Origin of the sequence: Mesorhizobium sp. M0189, from assembly GCF_040322135.1 — a bacterium.
In the GTDB taxonomy this organism is placed as follows: domain Bacteria; phylum Pseudomonadota; class Alphaproteobacteria; order Rhizobiales; family Rhizobiaceae; genus Mesorhizobium.
In genome coordinates, this window is the sequence record NZ_JAMYSW010000011.1 from 89,275 (window position 1) to 107,094 (window position 17,820).

At 62.6% G+C, this 17,820-nt stretch carries 15 protein-coding genes and 1 other RNA gene; 13 read left to right on the top strand and 3 right to left on the bottom strand.

Going from position 1 to position 17,820, the window contains the following annotated elements:
* Positions 1-129 precede the first annotated feature (129 nt).
* From NKJ09_RS20195 to NKJ09_RS20225, 7 genes are all read left to right on the top strand, one after another.
* On the top strand, positions 130-2,013 hold the full coding sequence (locus NKJ09_RS20195) for an extracellular solute-binding protein (RefSeq protein WP_352483263.1): 1,884 nt from the start codon (positions 130-132) through the stop codon (positions 2,011-2,013).
* The gene (locus NKJ09_RS20200; RefSeq protein WP_352493746.1) at positions 2,013-3,881 is read left to right on the top strand and encodes an extracellular solute-binding protein; all 1,869 of its coding nucleotides are present in this window, start codon (positions 2,013-2,015) and stop codon (positions 3,879-3,881) included. Before NKJ09_RS20195 ends, NKJ09_RS20200 begins: the two co-directional genes overlap by 1 nt.
* A 279-nt stretch (positions 3,882-4,160) precedes the next feature.
* Positions 4,161-5,255 carry a microcin C ABC transporter permease YejB gene (locus NKJ09_RS20205; protein WP_352483261.1) on the top strand — a complete coding sequence of 365 codons (1,095 nt, stop codon included), beginning with the start codon at positions 4,161-4,163 and terminating at the stop codon, positions 5,253-5,255.
* Positions 5,255-6,394 (top strand): ABC transporter permease, encoded by a 1,140-nt coding sequence (locus NKJ09_RS20210; RefSeq protein WP_352493747.1) that lies wholly within the window; start codon positions 5,255-5,257, stop codon positions 6,392-6,394. Before NKJ09_RS20205 ends, NKJ09_RS20210 begins: the two co-directional genes overlap by 1 nt.
* A gap of 120 nt (positions 6,395-6,514) precedes the next feature.
* Entirely contained in the window at positions 6,515-6,748 is a 234-nt protein-coding gene (locus NKJ09_RS20215; protein ID WP_352493748.1) for a hypothetical protein, read from the top strand.
* A 249-nt stretch (positions 6,749-6,997) separates the two neighbouring features.
* Complete coding sequence (locus tag NKJ09_RS20220; RefSeq protein ID WP_352493749.1) at positions 6,998-8,626, top strand: ABC transporter ATP-binding protein; 1,629 nt, start codon at positions 6,998-7,000, stop codon at positions 8,624-8,626.
* Between the two features lie 95 nt (positions 8,627-8,721).
* Positions 8,722-9,663 carry a 2-hydroxyacid dehydrogenase gene (locus NKJ09_RS20225; protein ID WP_352493750.1) on the top strand — a complete coding sequence of 314 codons (942 nt, stop codon included), beginning with the start codon at positions 8,722-8,724 and terminating at the stop codon, positions 9,661-9,663.
* A 25-nt stretch (positions 9,664-9,688) separates the two neighbouring features.
* Here the strand turns inward: NKJ09_RS20225 and NKJ09_RS20230 are convergent, their stop codons facing one another.
* Genes NKJ09_RS20230 through NKJ09_RS20240 form a run of 3 tightly spaced genes read right to left on the bottom strand, consistent with a single transcriptional unit; the run spans position 9,689 to position 11,416 of the window.
* Positions 9,689-9,991, bottom strand: coding sequence for a Dabb family protein (locus tag NKJ09_RS20230; protein WP_352493751.1), 303 nt, complete (start codon positions 9,989-9,991; stop codon positions 9,689-9,691).
* Between the two features lie 25 nt (positions 9,992-10,016).
* The gene (gene nudC, locus NKJ09_RS20235) at positions 10,017-10,958 is read right to left on the bottom strand and encodes an NAD(+) diphosphatase (RefSeq protein ID WP_352493752.1); all 942 of its coding nucleotides are present in this window, start codon (positions 10,956-10,958) and stop codon (positions 10,017-10,019) included.
* A 38-nt stretch (positions 10,959-10,996) separates the two neighbouring features.
* The gene (locus NKJ09_RS20240; protein ID WP_023717834.1) at positions 10,997-11,416 is read right to left on the bottom strand and encodes an HIT family protein; all 420 of its coding nucleotides are present in this window, start codon (positions 11,414-11,416) and stop codon (positions 10,997-10,999) included.
* 355 nt (positions 11,417-11,771) lie between these two features.
* Here NKJ09_RS20240 and ffs point away from each other — a divergent pair.
* The 6 genes from ffs to NKJ09_RS20270 all read left to right on the top strand — a co-directional run bounded on the left by ffs (position 11,772) and on the right by NKJ09_RS20270 (position 17,775).
* Positions 11,772-11,868, top strand: an RNA gene (gene ffs / locus NKJ09_RS20245) — signal recognition particle sRNA small type.
* Between the two features lie 104 nt (positions 11,869-11,972).
* Positions 11,973-13,814 carry a DNA polymerase III subunit gamma/tau gene (locus tag NKJ09_RS20250; protein ID WP_352493753.1) on the top strand — a complete coding sequence of 614 codons (1,842 nt, stop codon included), beginning with the start codon at positions 11,973-11,975 and terminating at the stop codon, positions 13,812-13,814.
* Between the two features lie 32 nt (positions 13,815-13,846).
* Positions 13,847-14,170, top strand: a complete 324-nt coding sequence (locus NKJ09_RS20255; RefSeq protein WP_023719593.1) for a YbaB/EbfC family nucleoid-associated protein — start codon at positions 13,847-13,849, stop codon at positions 14,168-14,170.
* A 290-nt stretch (positions 14,171-14,460) separates the two neighbouring features.
* The gene (locus tag NKJ09_RS20260; RefSeq protein ID WP_023719592.1) at positions 14,461-15,414 is read left to right on the top strand and encodes a cell wall hydrolase; all 954 of its coding nucleotides are present in this window, start codon (positions 14,461-14,463) and stop codon (positions 15,412-15,414) included.
* A 280-nt stretch (positions 15,415-15,694) separates the two neighbouring features.
* Positions 15,695-16,300, top strand: a complete 606-nt coding sequence (gene recR / locus NKJ09_RS20265; protein WP_352493754.1) for a recombination mediator RecR — start codon at positions 15,695-15,697, stop codon at positions 16,298-16,300.
* A gap of 197 nt (positions 16,301-16,497) precedes the next feature.
* Positions 16,498-17,775 (top strand): lytic murein transglycosylase, encoded by a 1,278-nt coding sequence (locus NKJ09_RS20270; protein ID WP_352493755.1) that lies wholly within the window; start codon positions 16,498-16,500, stop codon positions 17,773-17,775.
* Positions 17,776-17,820 lie beyond the last annotated feature (45 nt).

The following is a 17,820-nucleotide window of genomic DNA, read 5'->3' on the forward strand; positions in this document are numbered from 1 at the left end:
GGCTTTTTCGTTAGGAAAAATGCATATGCGACGACAAAGCCGCTCGGTTGCGGTTTTCAGCGGCGCCAAATGATCTAGATTGGGCCCAGACGCTATCGTGACGGCGCTATATCGCGAAGAGGAGAACGCATGACGGTTGGCCGAGCGCGGACGCTTCTGAAATCGGTGCTTATGCTGGCTGCTTTTGCCGGCGGCCTGCAGGCGGCCCTCGCGGACGAATGGCGCACGACCTCGTCGCTGATCGGCGAATCCAAATATGGCGACAACTTCCAGCACTACGATTACATCAATCCGGATGCACCCAAGGGCGGCACGCTGAATTCGGTGGCGCCCGGCACGTTTGACAGCTTCAATCCCTACATCGTCCAGGGTTCTGCCGCCGCTGGCTTCGTCCCTTTTGGCGGCGGTCTGCTCTACGACACGCTAATGGAGCAGGCGACCGACGAAGGCAGCACCAGCCATTCGCTGGTCGCTGAAGCCTATAAATATCCGGCCGATTATTCCTCGGCGACCTACCGGCTCGATCCGCGGGCGAAGTGGCATGACGGCCAGCCGATCACCGTCGACGACGTGATCTGGTCGTTCCAGGTGCTAAAGGCCAACAGCCCGCAATACAGCCGTTATTTCGAGAACGTTACCGATGCGGTCGCAATCTCCGATCGTGAGGTCGAGTTCCATTTCAGCCAGAAGGGCAATCGCGAACTGCCCAAGATTCTCGGCGACCTCGTCGTACTGCCCAAGCACTGGTGGGATGGCACTGACGCCAACGGCAAGAAGCGCGACGTCACCCGGCCGACGCTGGAGCCGCCGCTGGGTTCGGCCGCTTACAAGATCGCCAGCTTCAAGCCAGGTTCGGAAATTGTATGGCAGCGCGTGCCTGACTATTGGGCCGCCAAGTTGCCGGTGAAGATCGGCCGAGAGAATTTCGACACGAAGCGGTACACCTACATCCTCGATGAGAATGCGGCTTGGCAGGCATTCACCAAGGGTGGGCTTGAGGACATCAACGCGGAAAACAGCTCCAGACGCTGGTCGACGGCGTATAACTTTCCCGCGATCAAGCAAGGCGACGTCATCAAGAGGGAGTTCAAGACCGAGTCGCCCGAGCCGATGCAGGGTTTCGCGCTTAATCTGCGACGTCCGCAGTTTCAGGATCGACGCATACGCGAGGCGTTGACCGACGTGCTCGATTTCGAAAGCATGAATCGTACGCTGTTCTTCGGTCTTAACACCCGCACGAGCAGCTATTTCCAGGGCACCAACCTGGCGTCCAGCGGCCTGCCGAAAGGCAAGGAGCTGGAGATTCTCGAGCAATATCGTGACAAGCTGCCGCCTGAAGTGTTCACCGAGGAATTCAAACTGCCGGTCTACGACACGCCGCAGGCGGAGCGTAAATACCTGAAGTCCGCGGTCGACCTGTTCGCCAAGGCTGGTTGGGTCATCAAGGGCGGCAAAATGGTCAATGCCCAAACGGGCCAGCAATTCAAGCTGGAGATCCTGGGACGGGACCCGACAGACGAAGTCATCGCAAATCCCTACGTCGATAATTTGCGAAAGATCGGTATTGATGCCGCACTTCGCATTGTTGACCCCAGTCAATATGTGAACCGCACCCGTAGCTTCGACTTCGACATGGTGACGGGGATCTTCCCACAGTCGGATTCGCCCGGCAACGAGCAACGCGACTTCTGGAGCTCAAAAGCCGCCGACGCACCTGGCTCACGCAATCTGATGGGCATTAAGGATCCGATTGTCGACGCGCTGGTCGACCGCGTTATCTACGCCACCGACCGCGACGATCTGGTTGCTGCCACCCATGCGCTCGACCGGGTGCTGTTGTGGAATTACTATGTCGTGCCGCAATGGCACAGGCCCGTGGTCTGGCTGGCCTACTGGAACAAGTTCGGCATGCCTGAAAAGCAGCCTGCCTATTTAGGCGTGGACACGGATTCCTGGTGGGTCGATCCGGTCAAGGAAAAGGCGCTGGCGGCCAAATACAAGAGTGGCAATTGATGGCAGCGCTGCCTCGTCGCGGCTTCCTCGCCCTGGGTGGTGCCGCCGCGGCAGCTTCATGGCTGCCGGGCCGGGCTTTCGCCGCGATCCCGACCGGCGTGAAACTGCACGGGTTGTCGGCCTTCGGCGATCTCAAATATCCTCCTGATTTCCCGCATTTCGACTATGTGAATGTCGACGCGCCCAAGGGCGGCATCTTCAATTTCGGCCCATCGCAATGGGTGTTCAACCAGAATCCCTACACCTTCAACACGCTGAACAGCTTCGTGCCCAAGGGTGACGCCCCGCCGCGCATGGAAATGTGTTTCGATTCGCTCATGACCGGCGCACAGGACGAGCCGGATTCCATCTATGGACTGCTGGCTGAAAGCGTGACGATCTCGGCGGACCGCAACATGTTCGAGTTCGCCCTGCGCCCGCAGGCGCGCTGGCATGACGGCTCGCCGCTGACCGCAGAGGATGCCGCATATACGTTCACCCTTTTCAAGGATCAGGGCCATCCCGATCTCTCGCTGCCGCTCCGTGAGATGACCCAAGCCGTCGCCGCCGATACTGGAACGCTGAGATTGACTTTTTCGGGCAAGCAATCGGAACGCACCATCCTGGATGTCGCAACGTTCCCGATCCTCTCCAAGGCATATTTCGCGATCGCCCCGTTTGACAGCTCCCGCATGAAGGCGCCGCTCGGATCCGGCCCTTACAAGGTCGGGTTGGTGCGTCCGGGACAGACAATCGAGTTCGAGCGCGTCGTGGACTATTGGGGCCGCGGCCTGCCGGTCAATAAAGGACAGTTCCATTTCGACAAGCTGCGCATAGAGTTCTATGGCGACCGTCAGGCGGCTTTCGAGGCTTTCAAGAAGGGCGAAGTCCATTTCCGCGAAGAGGCAACGTCGCGCGTATGGGCTACCGGCTACGATTTTCCGGCGCTCACCGCGGGCAAGGTGGTTAAACGCGAGTTTCCTTCCGAAAAGCGCCCGTTAATGTACGCGACAGCCTTGAACCAGCGGCGCGAACGGTTTCGGGACATGCGCGTGCGCCGCGCCATTGCGTTGTGCTTCGATTTCGAATGGACCAACAAATCGCTGTTCTACGGCCTCTATGATCGTTCGCAATCCAATTTCGAACGATCGGAATTCAAAGCCACCGGCGTACCGTCTCCTGACGAACTGACGCTGCTGGAACCGCTTCGCGACAAGCTTGCGCCTGAAGTCTTCGGCGAAGTCTATGCTCTGCCCCCATCCGACGGCAGCGGCCGTGACCGGAAATTGCTGCGCGCATCGCAAAAGCTGATGGCTGACGCGGGATGGAAACGGTCCGGTCAATTTTTCCAGAATGCCGCCGGCGAAACTTTCAGGTTAGAAATCCTTGCTGACGACGAAGGTTTGGTGCGCATCTATGGGCCGTGGGCAGAGAATTTGAAGGCCATCGGCTTCGACGCCTCAATCCGCCTGGTCGAGTCGGCACAGCACCAAGCCAGGCAGGCGAGCTTCGATTTCGACATGATAGCGATGGCGGTGCTGTTCTCGCCGACGCCAACACGGGAGGGAATGGACGGCATCTTCCATTCACGCTCGGCCAACCTGCAGGGATCGCGCAATCTGTCCGGCACGGCAGACCCGGCGATCGACATGCTTGTCGAGGCGATAGACCGCGTCAAAAACCGTCGGGAACTGACGACAGTGCTGCGTTCGCTGGATCGGGTCTTGCGCGCGCGCATGGACTGGATTCCTAGTTGGTATTCGGCGAATCACCGCGTGGCCTTCTGGGACATGTTCGGTTTCGACGAAACGAAACCCGACTACGGCTTCGCGATGGAAGCGCTGTGGTGGTTCGACAGGGACAAGGCGGCAAAGATTGGCAAAGGCTGAATTTCTTGCGGGCGTTGGCGCCGCCCCTCACCTGCCTGCCGGCATCCTCTCCCCGTATAGCGACGGGGAGAGGGGGGCTTTCATCGAGGATTTCGCCAACCACAAACATGGCAACAAAAGCGCCGAGACTACGGCCAGCCCCTTTCTCCCCGTCACTATACGGGGAGAAATGTCCGGCAGGACAACGAGAGGCGGCGCCGGCGTCGACAATTGGCCTGAAGCGATTGCCTCGGGGGCACCCCCAGCCACAGTGGTCCTCCCTAAGGAGGGTAAAAACTGATGGGCGCCTATATACTGCGCCGCATCCTGCTGATGATCCCGACCCTGTTCGGCATCATGGCGGTGTCCTTCGCCGTCATCCAGTTCGCGCCTGGCGGGCCGGTCGAGCAGGTCATCGCCAGGCTGACCAACCAGGGCGGCAGCGATCGCCTCGGCGGCGGCGGGGGTGATGCCGGCGGCGCCAATTTCGACGTGGCCGGCGACGTCGGCTCGAAATACCGCGGCGCGCAAGGGCTCGACCCGGAATTCATCAAGAAGCTGGAGAAGCAGTTCGGCTTCGACAAACCGCCGCTCGAGCGCTTTGGCATGATGCTGTGGAACTATCTCCGCTTCGATTTCGGCGACAGCTACTTTCGCGACATATCGGTGCTCGACCTGATCCTGGAAAAGATGCCGGTGTCGATCTCGATCGGGCTGTGGATCACGCTTTTGTCCTACCTGATCTCGATCCCGCTCGGCATCCGCAAGGCGGTCAAGGACGGCTCCACCTTCGACGTCTGGACCAGCGGCGTCGTCATCGTCGGCTACGCCATCCCCGGGTTCCTGTTCGGCATATTGCTGATGGTGCTGTTTGCCGGCGGCTCGTTCTGGGACTGGTTTCCGCTGCGCGGCCTCACCTCCGACAATTGGGACCAGCTGTCGTGGCCGGCCAGGATCGTCGACTATTTCTGGCATATGACCCTACCGCTGACCGCGCTGGTGCTGTCGGCCTTCGCCACGACGACGCTTTTGACCAAGAATTCCTTCCTCGAGGAAATCCGCAAGCAATATGTGGTCACCGCCCGCGCCAAAGGCCTGTCGGAGCGGCAGGTGCTCTACGGCCACGTCTTCCGCAACGCCATGCTGATCGTCATCGCCGGTTTTCCCGGCGCCTTCATCTCGGCGTTCTTCACCGGCTCGCTGCTGATCGAGAACATCTTTTCGCTCGACGGCCTTGGCCTGCTCGGCTTCAATTCGGTGGTGCAGCGCGACTATCCGGTGGTCTTCGCCAATCTCTACATCTTCTCGCTGCTTGGCCTGTTCGTCGGGCTGCTGTCCGATCTGATCTATACCTGGGTCGATCCGCGCATCGACTTCGAGCGGAGAGACGTCTGATGGCGCAGGCCATAGCCGAAGCGGCGCCGGCACGGATCGCGCGGCCCTTTCTGTCGCCGCTCAACCGGCGCCGCCTGCAGAACTTCAAGTCCAACCGGCGCGGCTACTGGTCGTTGTGGATATTCCTGTTCCTGTTCATGCTGTCGCTGGTTTCCGAACTGATCGCCAACGACAGGCCGATCATCGCCTCCTACAAGGGCGAGATCCTGTTTCCGGTCCTGGTCGCCTATCCCGAGGAGAAGTTCGGCGGCTTCTATGCGGTCACCGACTACCGCGACCCGGTCATCCAGGACGAGATCAACGCCAATGGCTGGATGATCTGGCCGCCGGTGCGCTACTCCTATCAGACCGTCAACAATGCCATTCCCGAAGCAGCACCGACCAAGCCATCCTGGCTCTACGACAAGAAGACGCGCTGCAACCAGTATCCGAAAGGCGAAGCGGACCCCAACTGCAACGTCGGCAACTGGAACTGGCTGGGCACCGACGACCAGGCCCGCGACGTGCTGGCGCGCGTCATCTACGGATTCAGGGTCTCGGTGCTGTTTGGCCTGGTCCTGACTGCCGGCTCGGCGCTGATCGGCGTGGCGGCCGGCGCCTTGCAGGGCTATTTCGGCGGCTGGACCGACCTTCTGTTCCAGCGCTTCATCGAGATCTGGTCGGCCATCCCGGTGCTGTATCTGCTCTTGATCGTCGCCGCCATCCTGCCGCCCGGCTTCTTCATCCTGCTCGGATTGATGCTGCTGTTTTCCTGGGTGGCACTGGTCGGCGTAGTAAGGGCCGAGTTCCTGCGCGCCCGCAATTTCGAATATGTCAATGCGGCGCGCGCGCTCGGCGTGTCCAACATCACCATCATGTTCCGGCATCTGCTGCCCAACGCCATGGTGGCGACGCTGACCTTCCTGCCCTTCCTGCTCAGCGGCTCGATTTCGACGCTGACTTCGCTCGACTATCTCGGGTTCGGCCTGCCGCCCGGCTCCGCCTCGCTCGGCGAGTTGTTGAAGCAGGCACAGCGCAATCTCAACGCGCCATGGCTCGGCATTTCCGGCTTCGTCGTCATCTCGCTGATGCTGTCGCTGCTGGTCTTCGTCGGCGAGGCCACCCGCGACGCTTTCGATCCGCGCAAGACGTTCAGATGAGAGCGATGCGGGCTGGCATTCGGCATGTTATATTCCGGCCGATATCGAGCGAACCCGGACCCATGACGGTGTTGGCGTCGGTTCAGTCCGTCAAGCCGCACGTCGGGGAAGGAAAGGGTTATGAATAAGGTCATCCTTGAACACTACCCGGCATCGAAGCTCCCGGATGAACTGCGAAGGGGCACAGCTCCGAGCGCCTCGGTCAAAGTGACAGTGGAAGAGGAGGCCAACAGGCCTCTTGGCCGCGAACAATTGCTTGAACTCATGCGGAATGCTCAGGCCAACGCGCCGGGAACAAGCCTCGACGAGGCTGTCGCGCGTGTTCGTGCCCTCCGCGATGAGTGGGAGGATTGATGGCTGCAGTCCGGCTTTATGTCGACACCAACATTTTCATCTATGCCTTTGAAAACAACGATGCGCTTGCAAAAAAATGCTTCAGCTCATTTCACTGAACGACGGCAGAAAGCAGACCGCGGACACGAGATTGAAAGAGACCTATTCTATCGCACCAAATCGTCTCGTCCCCCCTCAAATGGCAGTCAAAATTTCGATCATGCGACAGGAAATTTCCGCCTTGGACAGGGTTGTCGCGGAAGTTGAGCCATGACCGCCCCTCTCCTTTCCATACAAGACCTCAGCGTCGCCTTCACGCAAGGCGGCAACCAGTCGATCGCCGTCGACCATATTTCCTTCGACCTCGCCAAGGGCGAGACGGTGGCGCTGGTCGGCGAATCCGGCTCCGGCAAGTCGGTCACCGCGCTGTCGGTGCTGAAGCTGCTGCCCTATCCGACCGCCAGCCACCCCTCGGGAAAGATCCTGTTCCTCGGCGCCGACCTGCTGGCCACGGACGAGAGAGACTTGCGCCGTGTGCGCGGCAACAAGATCACCATGATCTTCCAGGAGCCGATGACTTCGCTCAACCCGCTGCACACGATCGAGCAGCAGATCGTCGAGGTGCTGAAATTGCACCAGGGCCTGGGGGATCGCACCGCCAAGGCGCGCACGCTGGAACTTCTGCACGAGGTCGGCATCCGCGAACCGGAGAAGCGGCTCGACGCCTATCCGCACCAGCTTTCCGGCGGCCAGCGCCAGCGCGTCATGATCGCCATGGCGCTGGCCAACGAGCCTGAACTGTTGATCGCCGACGAGCCGACGACGGCGCTCGACGTCACCGTCCAGGCGCAGATCCTCGAATTGCTCGCCGGCCTGAAAAGCCGCAAGAACATGTCGATGCTGTTCATCACCCACGATCTCGGCATCGTCAGGAAGATCGCCGACCGGGTCTGCGTGATGACCAAGGGCAAGATCGTCGAGACCGGCCCGACCAAGGAGATATTCGCCAATCCGCAGCACGCCTACACCCGGCATCTGCTTGCCGCCGAGCCGAAGGGCAAGCCGCCGGCGGCCAACCAGGCCGCCAAGCCAGTGATGGTCGGCAACGACGTCAAGGTCTGGTTTCCGATCAAGAAGGGCTTCTTCCGGCGCACCGTCGACAATGTGAAGGCGGTCGACGGCATCGACGTCACCGTGCGGGCCGGTCAGACGCTTGGCGTCGTCGGCGAATCCGGCTCAGGCAAGACGACGCTCGGCCTGGCGCTGGCCAGGATGATCTCGTCGACCGGGAATATCCAGTTCAACGGACGCGGCATCGATCAGCTATCCTTCAACGAAATGCGGCCGCTGCGGCGCGAACTGCAGATCGTCTTCCAGGATCCGTTCGGCTCGCTCAGCCCGCGCATGTCGGTCGCCGAGATCATCGAGGAAGGGTTGAAGATCCACGAGCCGAAACTGTCGCCCGATGCGCGCGACGAGCGTGTCGTCGACGTGCTGCAGGAAGTCGGCCTCGATCCGGCGACGCGCAACCGCTATCCGCACGAATTCTCCGGCGGCCAGCGCCAGCGCGTCGCCATCGCGCGCGCCATGGTGCTCAACCCGCGCTTCGTCATGCTGGACGAGCCGACCTCGGCGCTCGACATGAGCGTGCAGGCGCAGGTCGTCGACCTCTTGCGCAGCCTGCAGGCCAAGCACGACCTCGCCTATCTCTTCATCAGCCACGATCTGAGGGTCATCCGCGCGCTCGCCAATGAAGTCATCGTCATGCGCAATGGCAGGATCGTCGAAGCCGGACCTTCCGATCAGATTTTTGGCAACCCGCGGACCGACTATACAAAGGCGTTGATCTCGGCCGCCTTCAAGATCGAAACGGCGCCGGTCGGCATCGTTAGCGAGTAGATTTTCGCCAGAGATCATGCACAAAATCAAAACGCTGCCGCGCCCTTGCACGTCGGGACGCGAACGCTGTTGGTAAAAAGGAAAAACAATCCGCAATGGAAAAAGGCCGCATCCTGCTTGCCCTCACCGGTATTCATCCGCTGCGTTGGCGCGAACTGCTGTCGGCGGAGCGCGAAGTGGTGCTCGAGCCGAATGGCGCCGCCGATCCGTCGATCACCTATGCGGTGGTGTGGAAACAGCGGCCGAACCTCTTGTCGTCGCTGCCCAATCTGCGCGCCATCTTCTCGATCGGCGCCGGCGTCGACCACATCTTCGCCGATCCCACCTTGCCCGACGTACCGGTCGTCAAGGTGGTGGCCGACAACCTGACCCAGTACATGACCGAGTACGTCGTCTGGCGGGTGCTCGACCACCATCGCCAGGGCATGCTCTACCGCGCCCAGCAGCAGAAGAAGATCTGGCACGAACCGCAGCAGCGGCCGGCCAGCGACATCTCGGTCGGCATTATGGGGCTCGGCACGCTCGGCCGCGCGGCGGCGTCGGTGCTGTTGTCGCTCGGCTTTCCGGTCAATGGCTGGTCGCGCAGCGATCGGCCGATGCAAGGTGTCTCGACTTATGCGGGCGAGGCCGGCCTGATCCCGTTCCTCAACGCTACCGACATCCTGGTGGTGCTTCTGCCGCTGACGCCGCAGACGCACGGCATCGTCAACCACGGCGTGCTGAAGGAGCTACGCAAGCGCAACGGTCTCGGCGGCTCGGTGCTGATCAATGCCGGGCGCGGCAGGCTGCAGAAGGACGCCGACATTTTGCGCGCGCTGGACGACGGCACGCTGAAGGAAGCCAGCCTCGACGTGTTCGAGGTCGAGCCGCTGCCGAAGACCAGCCCGCTATGGAACCATCCTAAAGTGTTCGTGACGCCGCATGCGGCGGCAACTTCCGATCCGGTCCACCTGGCGCCGATCATGCTGCGCCAGATGGACGCCTTCGAGCGCGGCGAAGCGCTGGAAAATGTGGTGGACCGCGACGCGGGGTATTGATTTTTTGGAGCGCCGCTTCCCCGTCTCAGCCCCAGCCGAGCGGCACGTAGTCGATCTCCATAAACGCCTCGACCTCGGGGATCCAGCGGTCGCGGACGAAGGCGACGTGGTCGGGATGATCGTTGTAGCCGGAGTAAGCCCGCTGATCGGCGAACTCCATCGAGAAGCCGAAGCGGTACTCGTTCTTGGGGCTGACCTGCCGCAACTGCTCGAAATGCGTGACGCCCTTTATCGCCGCGAGGATTCTCTTGGCATCGGCGAGGAACCTTTTTTCCTCGAGCGAGTGCGGCGGATGCTTCAGCGTGAACACGACGGTGTGACGGATCATTTTCTGCTCCTGTGATGTCCCTGCGCTACGCGCTGTCGGCCCAGGCGCGGATCAGGTTATAGGCGATCGCCCCCTTTGGCGGCGTCACCAGGCCGCCCGGATGCTCGCGGGCCAGCATCGAGAGCACCTCGTCGCGAAAGAACCAGCGGCAATCTTCCAGCTCGTTAAGGTCGGCCTGGATATCGTCGTTGAGCGGTTCGCCGAAGCAGCCGATCATCAGCGAATAGGGAAACGGCCAGGGCTGGCTGGCGTGGTAGACGACGCGGCCGAGCCGGATGCCGGCTTCCTCCAGCGTTTCGCGGCGCACCGCCGCCTCGATCGTCTCGCCCGGCTCGATGAAACCGGCGAGCGCCGAATACATGCCGGGCCCGAAATGCCGGCCGCGGCCGAGCAGGCATTTTTCGCGCGTCGCCGTCAGCATGATCGCCACCGGGTCGGTGCGCGGAAAGTGCTCGGTGCCGCAGGCCGGGCAATGCCGCTTGTAACCGCCGGCCCGCATCTCGGCTTCGGTGCCGCATTTGCTGCAGAAGCGATGGCTGGCATGCCAGGCGAGCAGCGCCGCCCCTTGTGCCAGCGCGCCGGCCGCCGCTTCGTCGATCAGCCCCTGCATATAGACCGAGCGATAGTCGATCGCCTTGATCGTCTCGGGAAGCTGCTCGGGCTCGATCCCGGCCGGCACCGCCAGCACCGGGCCGCTTTCGGAAAAGCCGAGCAGGACGCCGTTTTCGGGCGATGCCTCGAGCGGCCGGCTTTCGGCCACGCCGAACCAGGGATCGAATGCGTCTTGCGCAAGCTTCAGATAGAGCCGGCCGCCATGCATCAGCAAAAGCCGAGTCGTCGGATCGGCGAGCGCCTTTTCGACGGAATCGTCGGCGCGGTTTTCGGATTGCCGGTCGATGATGTTGCCGGCGAAGCCGACGAACTGGCTCGGCTCGCGCAAGGGCGCGTCAAACAGGCTAAAGCTCATGCGGACTCGGGAAGGTTCAAGATGGACACGGGAGAGGCTTATAGCGCTGCCTTGATCTTTTCCGCAAACTTGCGAATGTCGGAGCGCTGGTAGGGCTCGCGCAGGCCGTGCCCCCACACCGGGCCGGGCCAGCCGGGATCGCCTTCCGAGCGCGCGATAACATGCACGTGCAACTGCCGCACGATGTTGCCGAGCGCGCCGGTGTTGATCTTGGTGCAGCCGGTCACCCGCTTCAGCGCCAGCGCCACCATGTTGGTCTCGAAGGTCAGCATCGCCTGGTCGAGCGGCGTCATGTCGTGGATTTCCTCGATGCCCGGTCGCTGCGGCACCAGCAGCAGCCACGGCCAGCGGCGGTCGTTCATGACGCGCAATTCGCACAGGCCGAGCCACATCAGCTGTTCGCTGTCGGCTTCCAGCTGAGCGTCAAGCGTGAATCCGGCCTTGAGGCCCGGCAGCATCGGCGTTTCCCTCGCATTTTGACGTTTTTTGAACTTTATCGACGCTAGAGCGGCTACCGGGGGGCCGCAAGGGGCAGCAAGCAACATTGGCCGTCGTGGCGCTGATTGTGCGCGAAGAACCGAGGACCAAGGCATTGCATCAGGTTGGCGCTGCCCCGCCGAGGTCGACAATTTTGACCGCAGCCACATTTTGTTCTTGCTTTGTGCCGGCAGCTATGCTACTAATCTCGCTATGGTGACTATTCGCGCCAACGACCCGCCCGCCGAGGCGGGTTTTTGCTTTCAGCTTTCGCCGTCGCTCACGTCCTATCATCCGCACTTGCATTTCATCGCCGGATTGCCGATATGGAGGCCGGGAGGTTGGTGGTGGACGGTCCACTCGCCAACCGGGTCAGGTCCGGAAGGAAGCAGCCCTAACGAGCCCGGAACGGGTCATTGTTCCAGCCTCCCGCCTCTTCGCCTTTTGCCCCGACATTGACGGCGCCAAGCCGTGCGGGCGAAACTATGCGCAGGAATCGGCCGCCTCCAGTGGCAGCCCTTGGAGCTTAACGGGCGAATGAGCGAAGCCGGAAACGACGCCGGGAAATCGGACAAGCCTGCCGCCTATCGCGTGCTGGCGCGCAAATACCGACCGTCGAATTTCTCCGAACTGATCGGCCAGGAGCCGATGGTCCGCACCTTGACCAATGCCTTTGCCACCGGCCGCATCGCCCAGGCGTGGATGCTGACCGGCGTGCGCGGCGTCGGCAAGACGACGACCGCGCGCATACTGGCGCGGGCCCTGAACTATAAAACATCGACCGTCGACCAGCCTTCAGTCGACCTTGCCGTGCTCGGCGAGCATTGCCAGGCGATCATGGAAGGCCGCCATGTCGACGTCATCGAGATGGACGCCGCCTCGCATACCGGCATCGACGACATCAGGGACATCATCGAACGCGTGCGCTACGCCCCGGTATCGGCGCGCTACAAGGTCTACATCATCGACGAAGTGCACATGCTTTCCAACCAGGCCTTCAACGGCCTGCTGAAGACGCTGGAAGAGCCGCCGCCGCACGTCAAGTTCATCTTCGCCACCACCGAAATCCGCAAGGTGCCGATCACCGTCCTGTCGCGCTGCCAGCGTTTCGACCTCAGGCGCATCGATGCGGCAATGATCAAGGCCGACCTTGCCAGGATAGCGGGTCTGGAGGGCATCGAAGTCGAAGACGATGCACTGGCGATGATCGCCCGCGCGGCCGAAGGCTCGATGCGTGACGCGCAGTCCATCCTCGACCAGGCGATCGCCCATGGCGGCGGCGCGGTCAGCGCCGAAGCGGTCCGCGCCATGCTGGGCCTGGCCGACCGTGCCCGCATCGTCGACCTGTTCGAACATGTCATGAAGGGCGACGTCGCCGCCGCGCTTGCCGAATTCCGTGCCCAGTACGATACCGGCGCCGATCCTGCCGCGGTGCTGACCGACCTTGCCGAGTTCAACCATCTGGTCACCCGTCTGCGCTTCGTGCCGGCTGCTGTCGACGACGCCTCGCTGTCCGAGGACGAGCGCCGGCGCGGCGCCGATTTCGCCAGGACGCTGTCGGTCAAGGTGCTGTCGCGGACATGGCAGATGCTTTTGAAAGGCATTCCCGAGGTGCAGACTTCCAACCGTCCAGTCAGCGCCGCCGAGATGGTGCTGATCCGGTTGGCGCATGCCGCCGACCTGCCGACGCTGGACGAGGCGCTGAGATCGCTGGAGAGCGGCGTTTCGCTGCCCGGCTCCGCGCCGCGCGCGAATGGCGCGCCGGCAAGCCCCGGCCCCGCAAGCCCCGGCCCCGCAAGCCATGGGCCTGCAAGCGGTGGTGCCGGTGCCGTGGCGCAGACGCGGATGCCGACGGCCAATGGCGGCGCGCAGTCGATGCGCCTGGTCGAGCCCGAGCCGGTGCCGACCAATTTCGTTGCTCCGCCGGAGCCGGTGGTCGAGGCGCCGCCGGTGGCGGTGAAATCGCTGGCCGACATTGTTGCCCTTGCCGACGCCCAGCGCGACATGGCCTTCAAGGTGCTGGTCAAGCGTTGCGTGCGCCTGGTGCGCATCGAGCCCGGCCGTATCGACGTCAGCCTGACCGACGATGCGCCGAAGATGCTGCTCAACGATTTGACCGCCAAATTGCGCGCCTGGACCGGCCGCAACTGGCTGGTGTCGCTGTCGAAGGAAGAGGGCGGCCAGACCTTGGCCGAGATGGAATCGACAAAGCGCGAAAATGCCTTCCTCGATGCCAAGAGCGATCCGACGGTCGCCGCCATCCTGGCGCGCTTTCCCGGCGCCAAGATCATCGACGTGCGCATTCCCGACGCGCCGGAGGCCGATGCGGCCGAGGGCGAAGTGCCGGTCGAGCCGCCGGCAGACGACGACGAAACCTGAAACAACCGGCACCAACTGCAAAGGACCGTGCGATGAAAGATCTTCTCGGCCTGATGGGCAAGGCAAAGGAAATGCAGGCCAAGTTCCAGGCCATGCAGGATGAGATCGCCACGCTGGAAGCCACCGGACAGGCCGGCGGCGGCCTGGTCAGCGTGACGCTGACCGGCAAATTCGAGATGAAGTCGCTGAAGATCGACCCGTCGCTGTTCAAGGAGGACGAGGTCGAGATTCTCGAGGATCTGCTTCTCGCTGCCCACAACGACGCCAGGACCAAGGTCGAGCAAACCATGCAGGAAAAGACCAAGGCGCTGACCGCGGGACTGCCGATCCCGCCGGGAATGAAACTGCCCTTCTAAGGCTAATGCATGTCGCGCAAAAGTGTGCAGCGGTTTTGCGGTAACGACATGCATCGAAACAAGAACGTAAAGCGCGTCGCCTGAGGCCGGTCGAACGCGACGCGCTTTTAGTCAATCGGTATGCCGTTACAGTGGCCGAAGAGTGCAGCAGCCAGTGCTTGCTCTTCCGCCGGCTGTGTCTATTAGGCAACTCCCCACACTTAATAACGCTTTAGCCATCTTTTTGCCTGAAAGTGTCTCATTCTTGCCGCAACCAGGGGCGGGCTGGCAGCAGAATGAGGGGACGCCTGTTGATCTCTACCCGATGGAAGACGCCGTTGCGGCTCGGCGTCGTTATCTCGCCGCTGTTTTTGGCCGCTTGCAGTCAGACCGCCTCGCACGGCATGTCCAGCCTGACCGATGCCATTACGCCGGGTTTCCTGAGCTCGCGTTCCTACAATTCCACGCCGAAGGAAAAGGAGTGCCTGGAGCGGGCAATGTTCTTCGAGTCCAACCGGTCGAGCCGTGACGGCATGATTGCGGTCGGCACGGTGGTGATGAACCGGCTGCGGTCCGGCAAGCATGGCAACACCATCTGCCAGGTCGTTGGCGAGCGCGGCCAATTCGCGCCGGGCGTCATGACGCGGCCGATGAATTCGAAGGCGATGCCCGATGTCGAGGAAGCCGCCGCGGCGGTGCTCAAGGGCGAGCGCAAAGCCAAGCTGAAGAACACGATGTACTTCCACACCGCCGGCCTGCGCTTCCCCTACAAGAACATGCACTACACCATGGTCGCCGGCGGCAATGCCTTCTATGAAAAGCGCGGCCGCAACTGGCAGCCGCTGCCGGACGAACCGGTGGTCGCCGTGGCCCAGGCCAAGCCGCAAGCGCCTGCCGCTCAGGCCATACTTGTCGCCTCGGCCGAGCCGGCGCGCGACGCCAAGCCGACATTCGCCAAGGCGACCTATGTGACCGCCGCCGCATCGCAGCCGGCAAAGCAGACAAGGGTGACTGCCGGGATGGCGACCCCGGAGAGGGCTGCCCCAGAGAAGCCCACCCAGGAGAAGCCGGTGCTGGTGGCGCTGCAAGAACCAATGCAGGAGCCCGATGCGGCCCGTTTCGGTGGGACCGCGAGCGCACGGCCTGTCACCTCCTTCGAGGCAGCGCCGGCAGAGCCGACAATGTCGTTCGAGGCGACGCCCGAGAACACCGACGCCATCGGCGCGATGATCGCCGGCCAGACCCGGCCGCTGGAAGAAAACTGAGACGGTCAACGTCGGCGCCGCCGCTCATCTGGCTGCCGCCATCTTCTCCCCGTATAGTGACGGGAGAAGGACGCTGTGGCCAAGGATTTCGCCAATTTCCGGCGTCGCAAAAAAAGGGACCGAGGTTGCGGTCAGCCCTTTCTCCCCGCCGCTATACGGGGAGAAATGCCCGGCAGGGCAATGAGGGGCGGCGCAAACCTGGCGATTGCCTCTCTGCCCGCTGGACAGCACGCGCCTCAGTGGTGTTCCAAAACCCGTTGAAAAATCCTAAACCGGTGCGATGTCGAAGCGAATCGCCGGTCCCGAGATCGAACGCCTGATCCAGCTGCTGGCCAAGGTGCCGGGGCTCGGCCCGCGTTCGGCACGGCGCGCCGCGCTCCACCTCATCAAGAAGAAGGAGCAGCTGCTGGCGCCGCTCGCCGCCGCCATGGGCGAGGCGGTCGACAAGGTGCGCATCTGCTCGACCTGCGGCAATGTCGACACCTCCGATCCCTGCATGATCTGCACCGACCCGCGCCGCGACCCCACCACGCTCATCGTCGTCGAGGACGTGGCCGACCTTTGGGCGCTGGAGCGGGCGACCGCCATGAACGTGCGCTACCATGTGCTCGGCGGTACGCTGTCGCCGCTCGACGGCATTGGTCCTGATGAGCTCAACATCCGTTCGCTGGTCGATCGCGTCGCCGGCGGCGAAGTCAAGGAAGTGATCCTCGCCGTCAACGCCACGGTCGAGGGCCAAACCACCGCGCACTACCTCACCGACCAGCTTTCCGGCTTCGACATCAAGGTGACGCGGCTGGCGCATGGCGTTCCGGTCGGCGGCGAGCTCGATTATCTCGACGAAGGCACGCTGGCCGCCGCACTGCGCTCGCGGACGGCGTTTTGAGGCGAGTGGCGGGGAGAGTGCGGATGATGGCTGCTGCGCATTTTTTAAGGCGGGCACTCTGTCACACCCCCCTCTGTCCTGCCGGACATCTCCCCCGCAAGGGGGGAGATCGGCAGCGTCAATCTCGCCGCCAATCTTTCAACGTCGAAAATTGGCGGAAGCAGAGGCGACAGCCAATCTCCCCCCTTGCGGGGGAGATGTCCGGCAGGACAGAGGGGGGTGGGACGGATCGCTGCTTTCACAAAATAGCCGTCGCGTTTCTTCTCGCCGCACTTGCCGCCTTCCTCCTCGCCACCCCCGTCTCCGCGGCAAAAATCGACGATCAGTTCCGCGCCTGGCTTGGCAACGACCTCTGGCCCGAAGCCAAGGCCAAAGGCATCTCCAGGAAAACCTTCGATGCCGCCTTCGACGGCGTCAAGCCGAACCTCAAGCTGCCCGACCTGGTGCTGCCGGGCGAGAAGGCGACGACGCCGCGGAAGCAGCATCAGGCCGAGTTCGGTTCGCCGGGCGCCTATTTCGCCGAAAAGATAGTTCGCGCGGTCACCGCCGGCGGCCGCACCCGCGAGGCGGCCAACGCTAGGACCCTTGCCGCTATCGAGAAGCGCTATGGCGTGCCCGGCGAAGTGCTGCTGGCGATCTGGGGCCGCGAGAGCGGCTTCGGTGCGGCAAAGCTGCCCTACGACGCCTTCGAGGTGCTGGGCACCAAGGCGTTCATGTCGACGAAGAAAGAATTCTTCCGCACCGAGCTGCTGGCGGCGCTCGAGATCGTCGAGCGCGGGCTTGCCCCGGTCGGCGCGATAAAATCGTCCTGGGCCGGTGCGCTCGGTCAGCCGCAGTTCATGCCGACGTCGTTTCTGAAGCATGCCGTCGATTTTGATGGCGACGGCCGCACCGACATCTGGAATTCGAGGCCCGACATACTGGCGTCGATCGCCAATTATCTCGTGCATTATGGCTGGGTCAGGGGCCGCGGCTGGGGCTTCGAGGTGACGATACCGGACAGCGTCTCGTGCTCGCTCGAAGGTCCCGACCAGGGCAAGAAGATTTCGCAATGGGCTGATATGGGTATCAGGCGTGTGTCGGGTAAACCGTTCCCGGCGAGCGAACTGAAAGCCGAGGGCTTTCTTTTGATGCCGGCCGGCCGCAGCGGCCCGGCCTTCATAGTTACGCCCAATTTCTACGTGCTGAAGCAGTATAACACCAGCGATCTCTATGCCTTGTTTATCGGCCATGGCGCCGATCGCATCGCCCATGGCGACAGTAATTTCTCGGGCAATTGGGGCGCGGTCGGCGGGCTCTACCGCTCCGACATCGCCGCCCTGCAGCGGGCGCTGGAAGCCAAGGGCTATGATGTCGGCAGCGCCGACGGCCTGCCCGGCTTCAAGACGCGCCGCTCGATCGGCAAATGGCAGGCCAGCAACGGCCGTTCCGCTACCTGCTTTCCCGACGCCGACCTGGTTACCGCGCTGAAATAGCCGGGTTTTCGCACCGCCGGTCTGGCCCAATCGACCGTTCTGCAA

What these genes read in the sequence shown, in the direction of transcription:
- NKJ09_RS20195 (WP_352483263.1), top strand. Translation starts at nt 130, where the DNA reads ATGACGGTTGGCCGAGCGCGGACGCTTCTGAAATCGGTGCTTATGCTG.
- NKJ09_RS20270 (WP_352493755.1), top strand. Translation starts at nt 16,498, where the DNA reads ATGTCCGGCAGGACAGAGGGGGGTGGGACGGATCGCTGCTTTCACAAA.
- NKJ09_RS20225 (WP_352493750.1), top strand. Translation starts at nt 8,722, where the DNA reads ATGGAAAAAGGCCGCATCCTGCTTGCCCTCACCGGTATTCATCCGCTG.
- NKJ09_RS20250 (WP_352493753.1), top strand. Translation starts at nt 11,973, where the DNA reads ATGAGCGAAGCCGGAAACGACGCCGGGAAATCGGACAAGCCTGCCGCC.
- NKJ09_RS20205 (WP_352483261.1), top strand. Translation starts at nt 4,161, where the DNA reads ATGGGCGCCTATATACTGCGCCGCATCCTGCTGATGATCCCGACCCTG.
- NKJ09_RS20200 (WP_352493746.1), top strand. Translation starts at nt 2,013, where the DNA reads ATGGCAGCGCTGCCTCGTCGCGGCTTCCTCGCCCTGGGTGGTGCCGCC.
- NKJ09_RS20240 (WP_023717834.1), bottom strand. Translation starts at nt 11,416, where the DNA reads ATGCTGCCGGGCCTCAAGGCCGGATTCACGCTTGACGCTCAGCTGGAA.
- recR (WP_352493754.1), top strand. Translation starts at nt 15,695, where the DNA reads ATGTCGAAGCGAATCGCCGGTCCCGAGATCGAACGCCTGATCCAGCTG.
- nudC (WP_352493752.1), bottom strand. Translation starts at nt 10,958, where the DNA reads ATGAGCTTTAGCCTGTTTGACGCGCCCTTGCGCGAGCCGAGCCAGTTC.
- NKJ09_RS20215 (WP_352493748.1), top strand. Translation starts at nt 6,515, where the DNA reads ATGAATAAGGTCATCCTTGAACACTACCCGGCATCGAAGCTCCCGGAT.
- NKJ09_RS20230 (WP_352493751.1), bottom strand. Translation starts at nt 9,991, where the DNA reads ATGATCCGTCACACCGTCGTGTTCACGCTGAAGCATCCGCCGCACTCG.
- NKJ09_RS20220 (WP_352493749.1), top strand. Translation starts at nt 6,998, where the DNA reads ATGACCGCCCCTCTCCTTTCCATACAAGACCTCAGCGTCGCCTTCACG.
- NKJ09_RS20255 (WP_023719593.1), top strand. Translation starts at nt 13,847, where the DNA reads ATGAAAGATCTTCTCGGCCTGATGGGCAAGGCAAAGGAAATGCAGGCC.
- NKJ09_RS20210 (WP_352493747.1), top strand. Translation starts at nt 5,255, where the DNA reads ATGGCGCAGGCCATAGCCGAAGCGGCGCCGGCACGGATCGCGCGGCCC.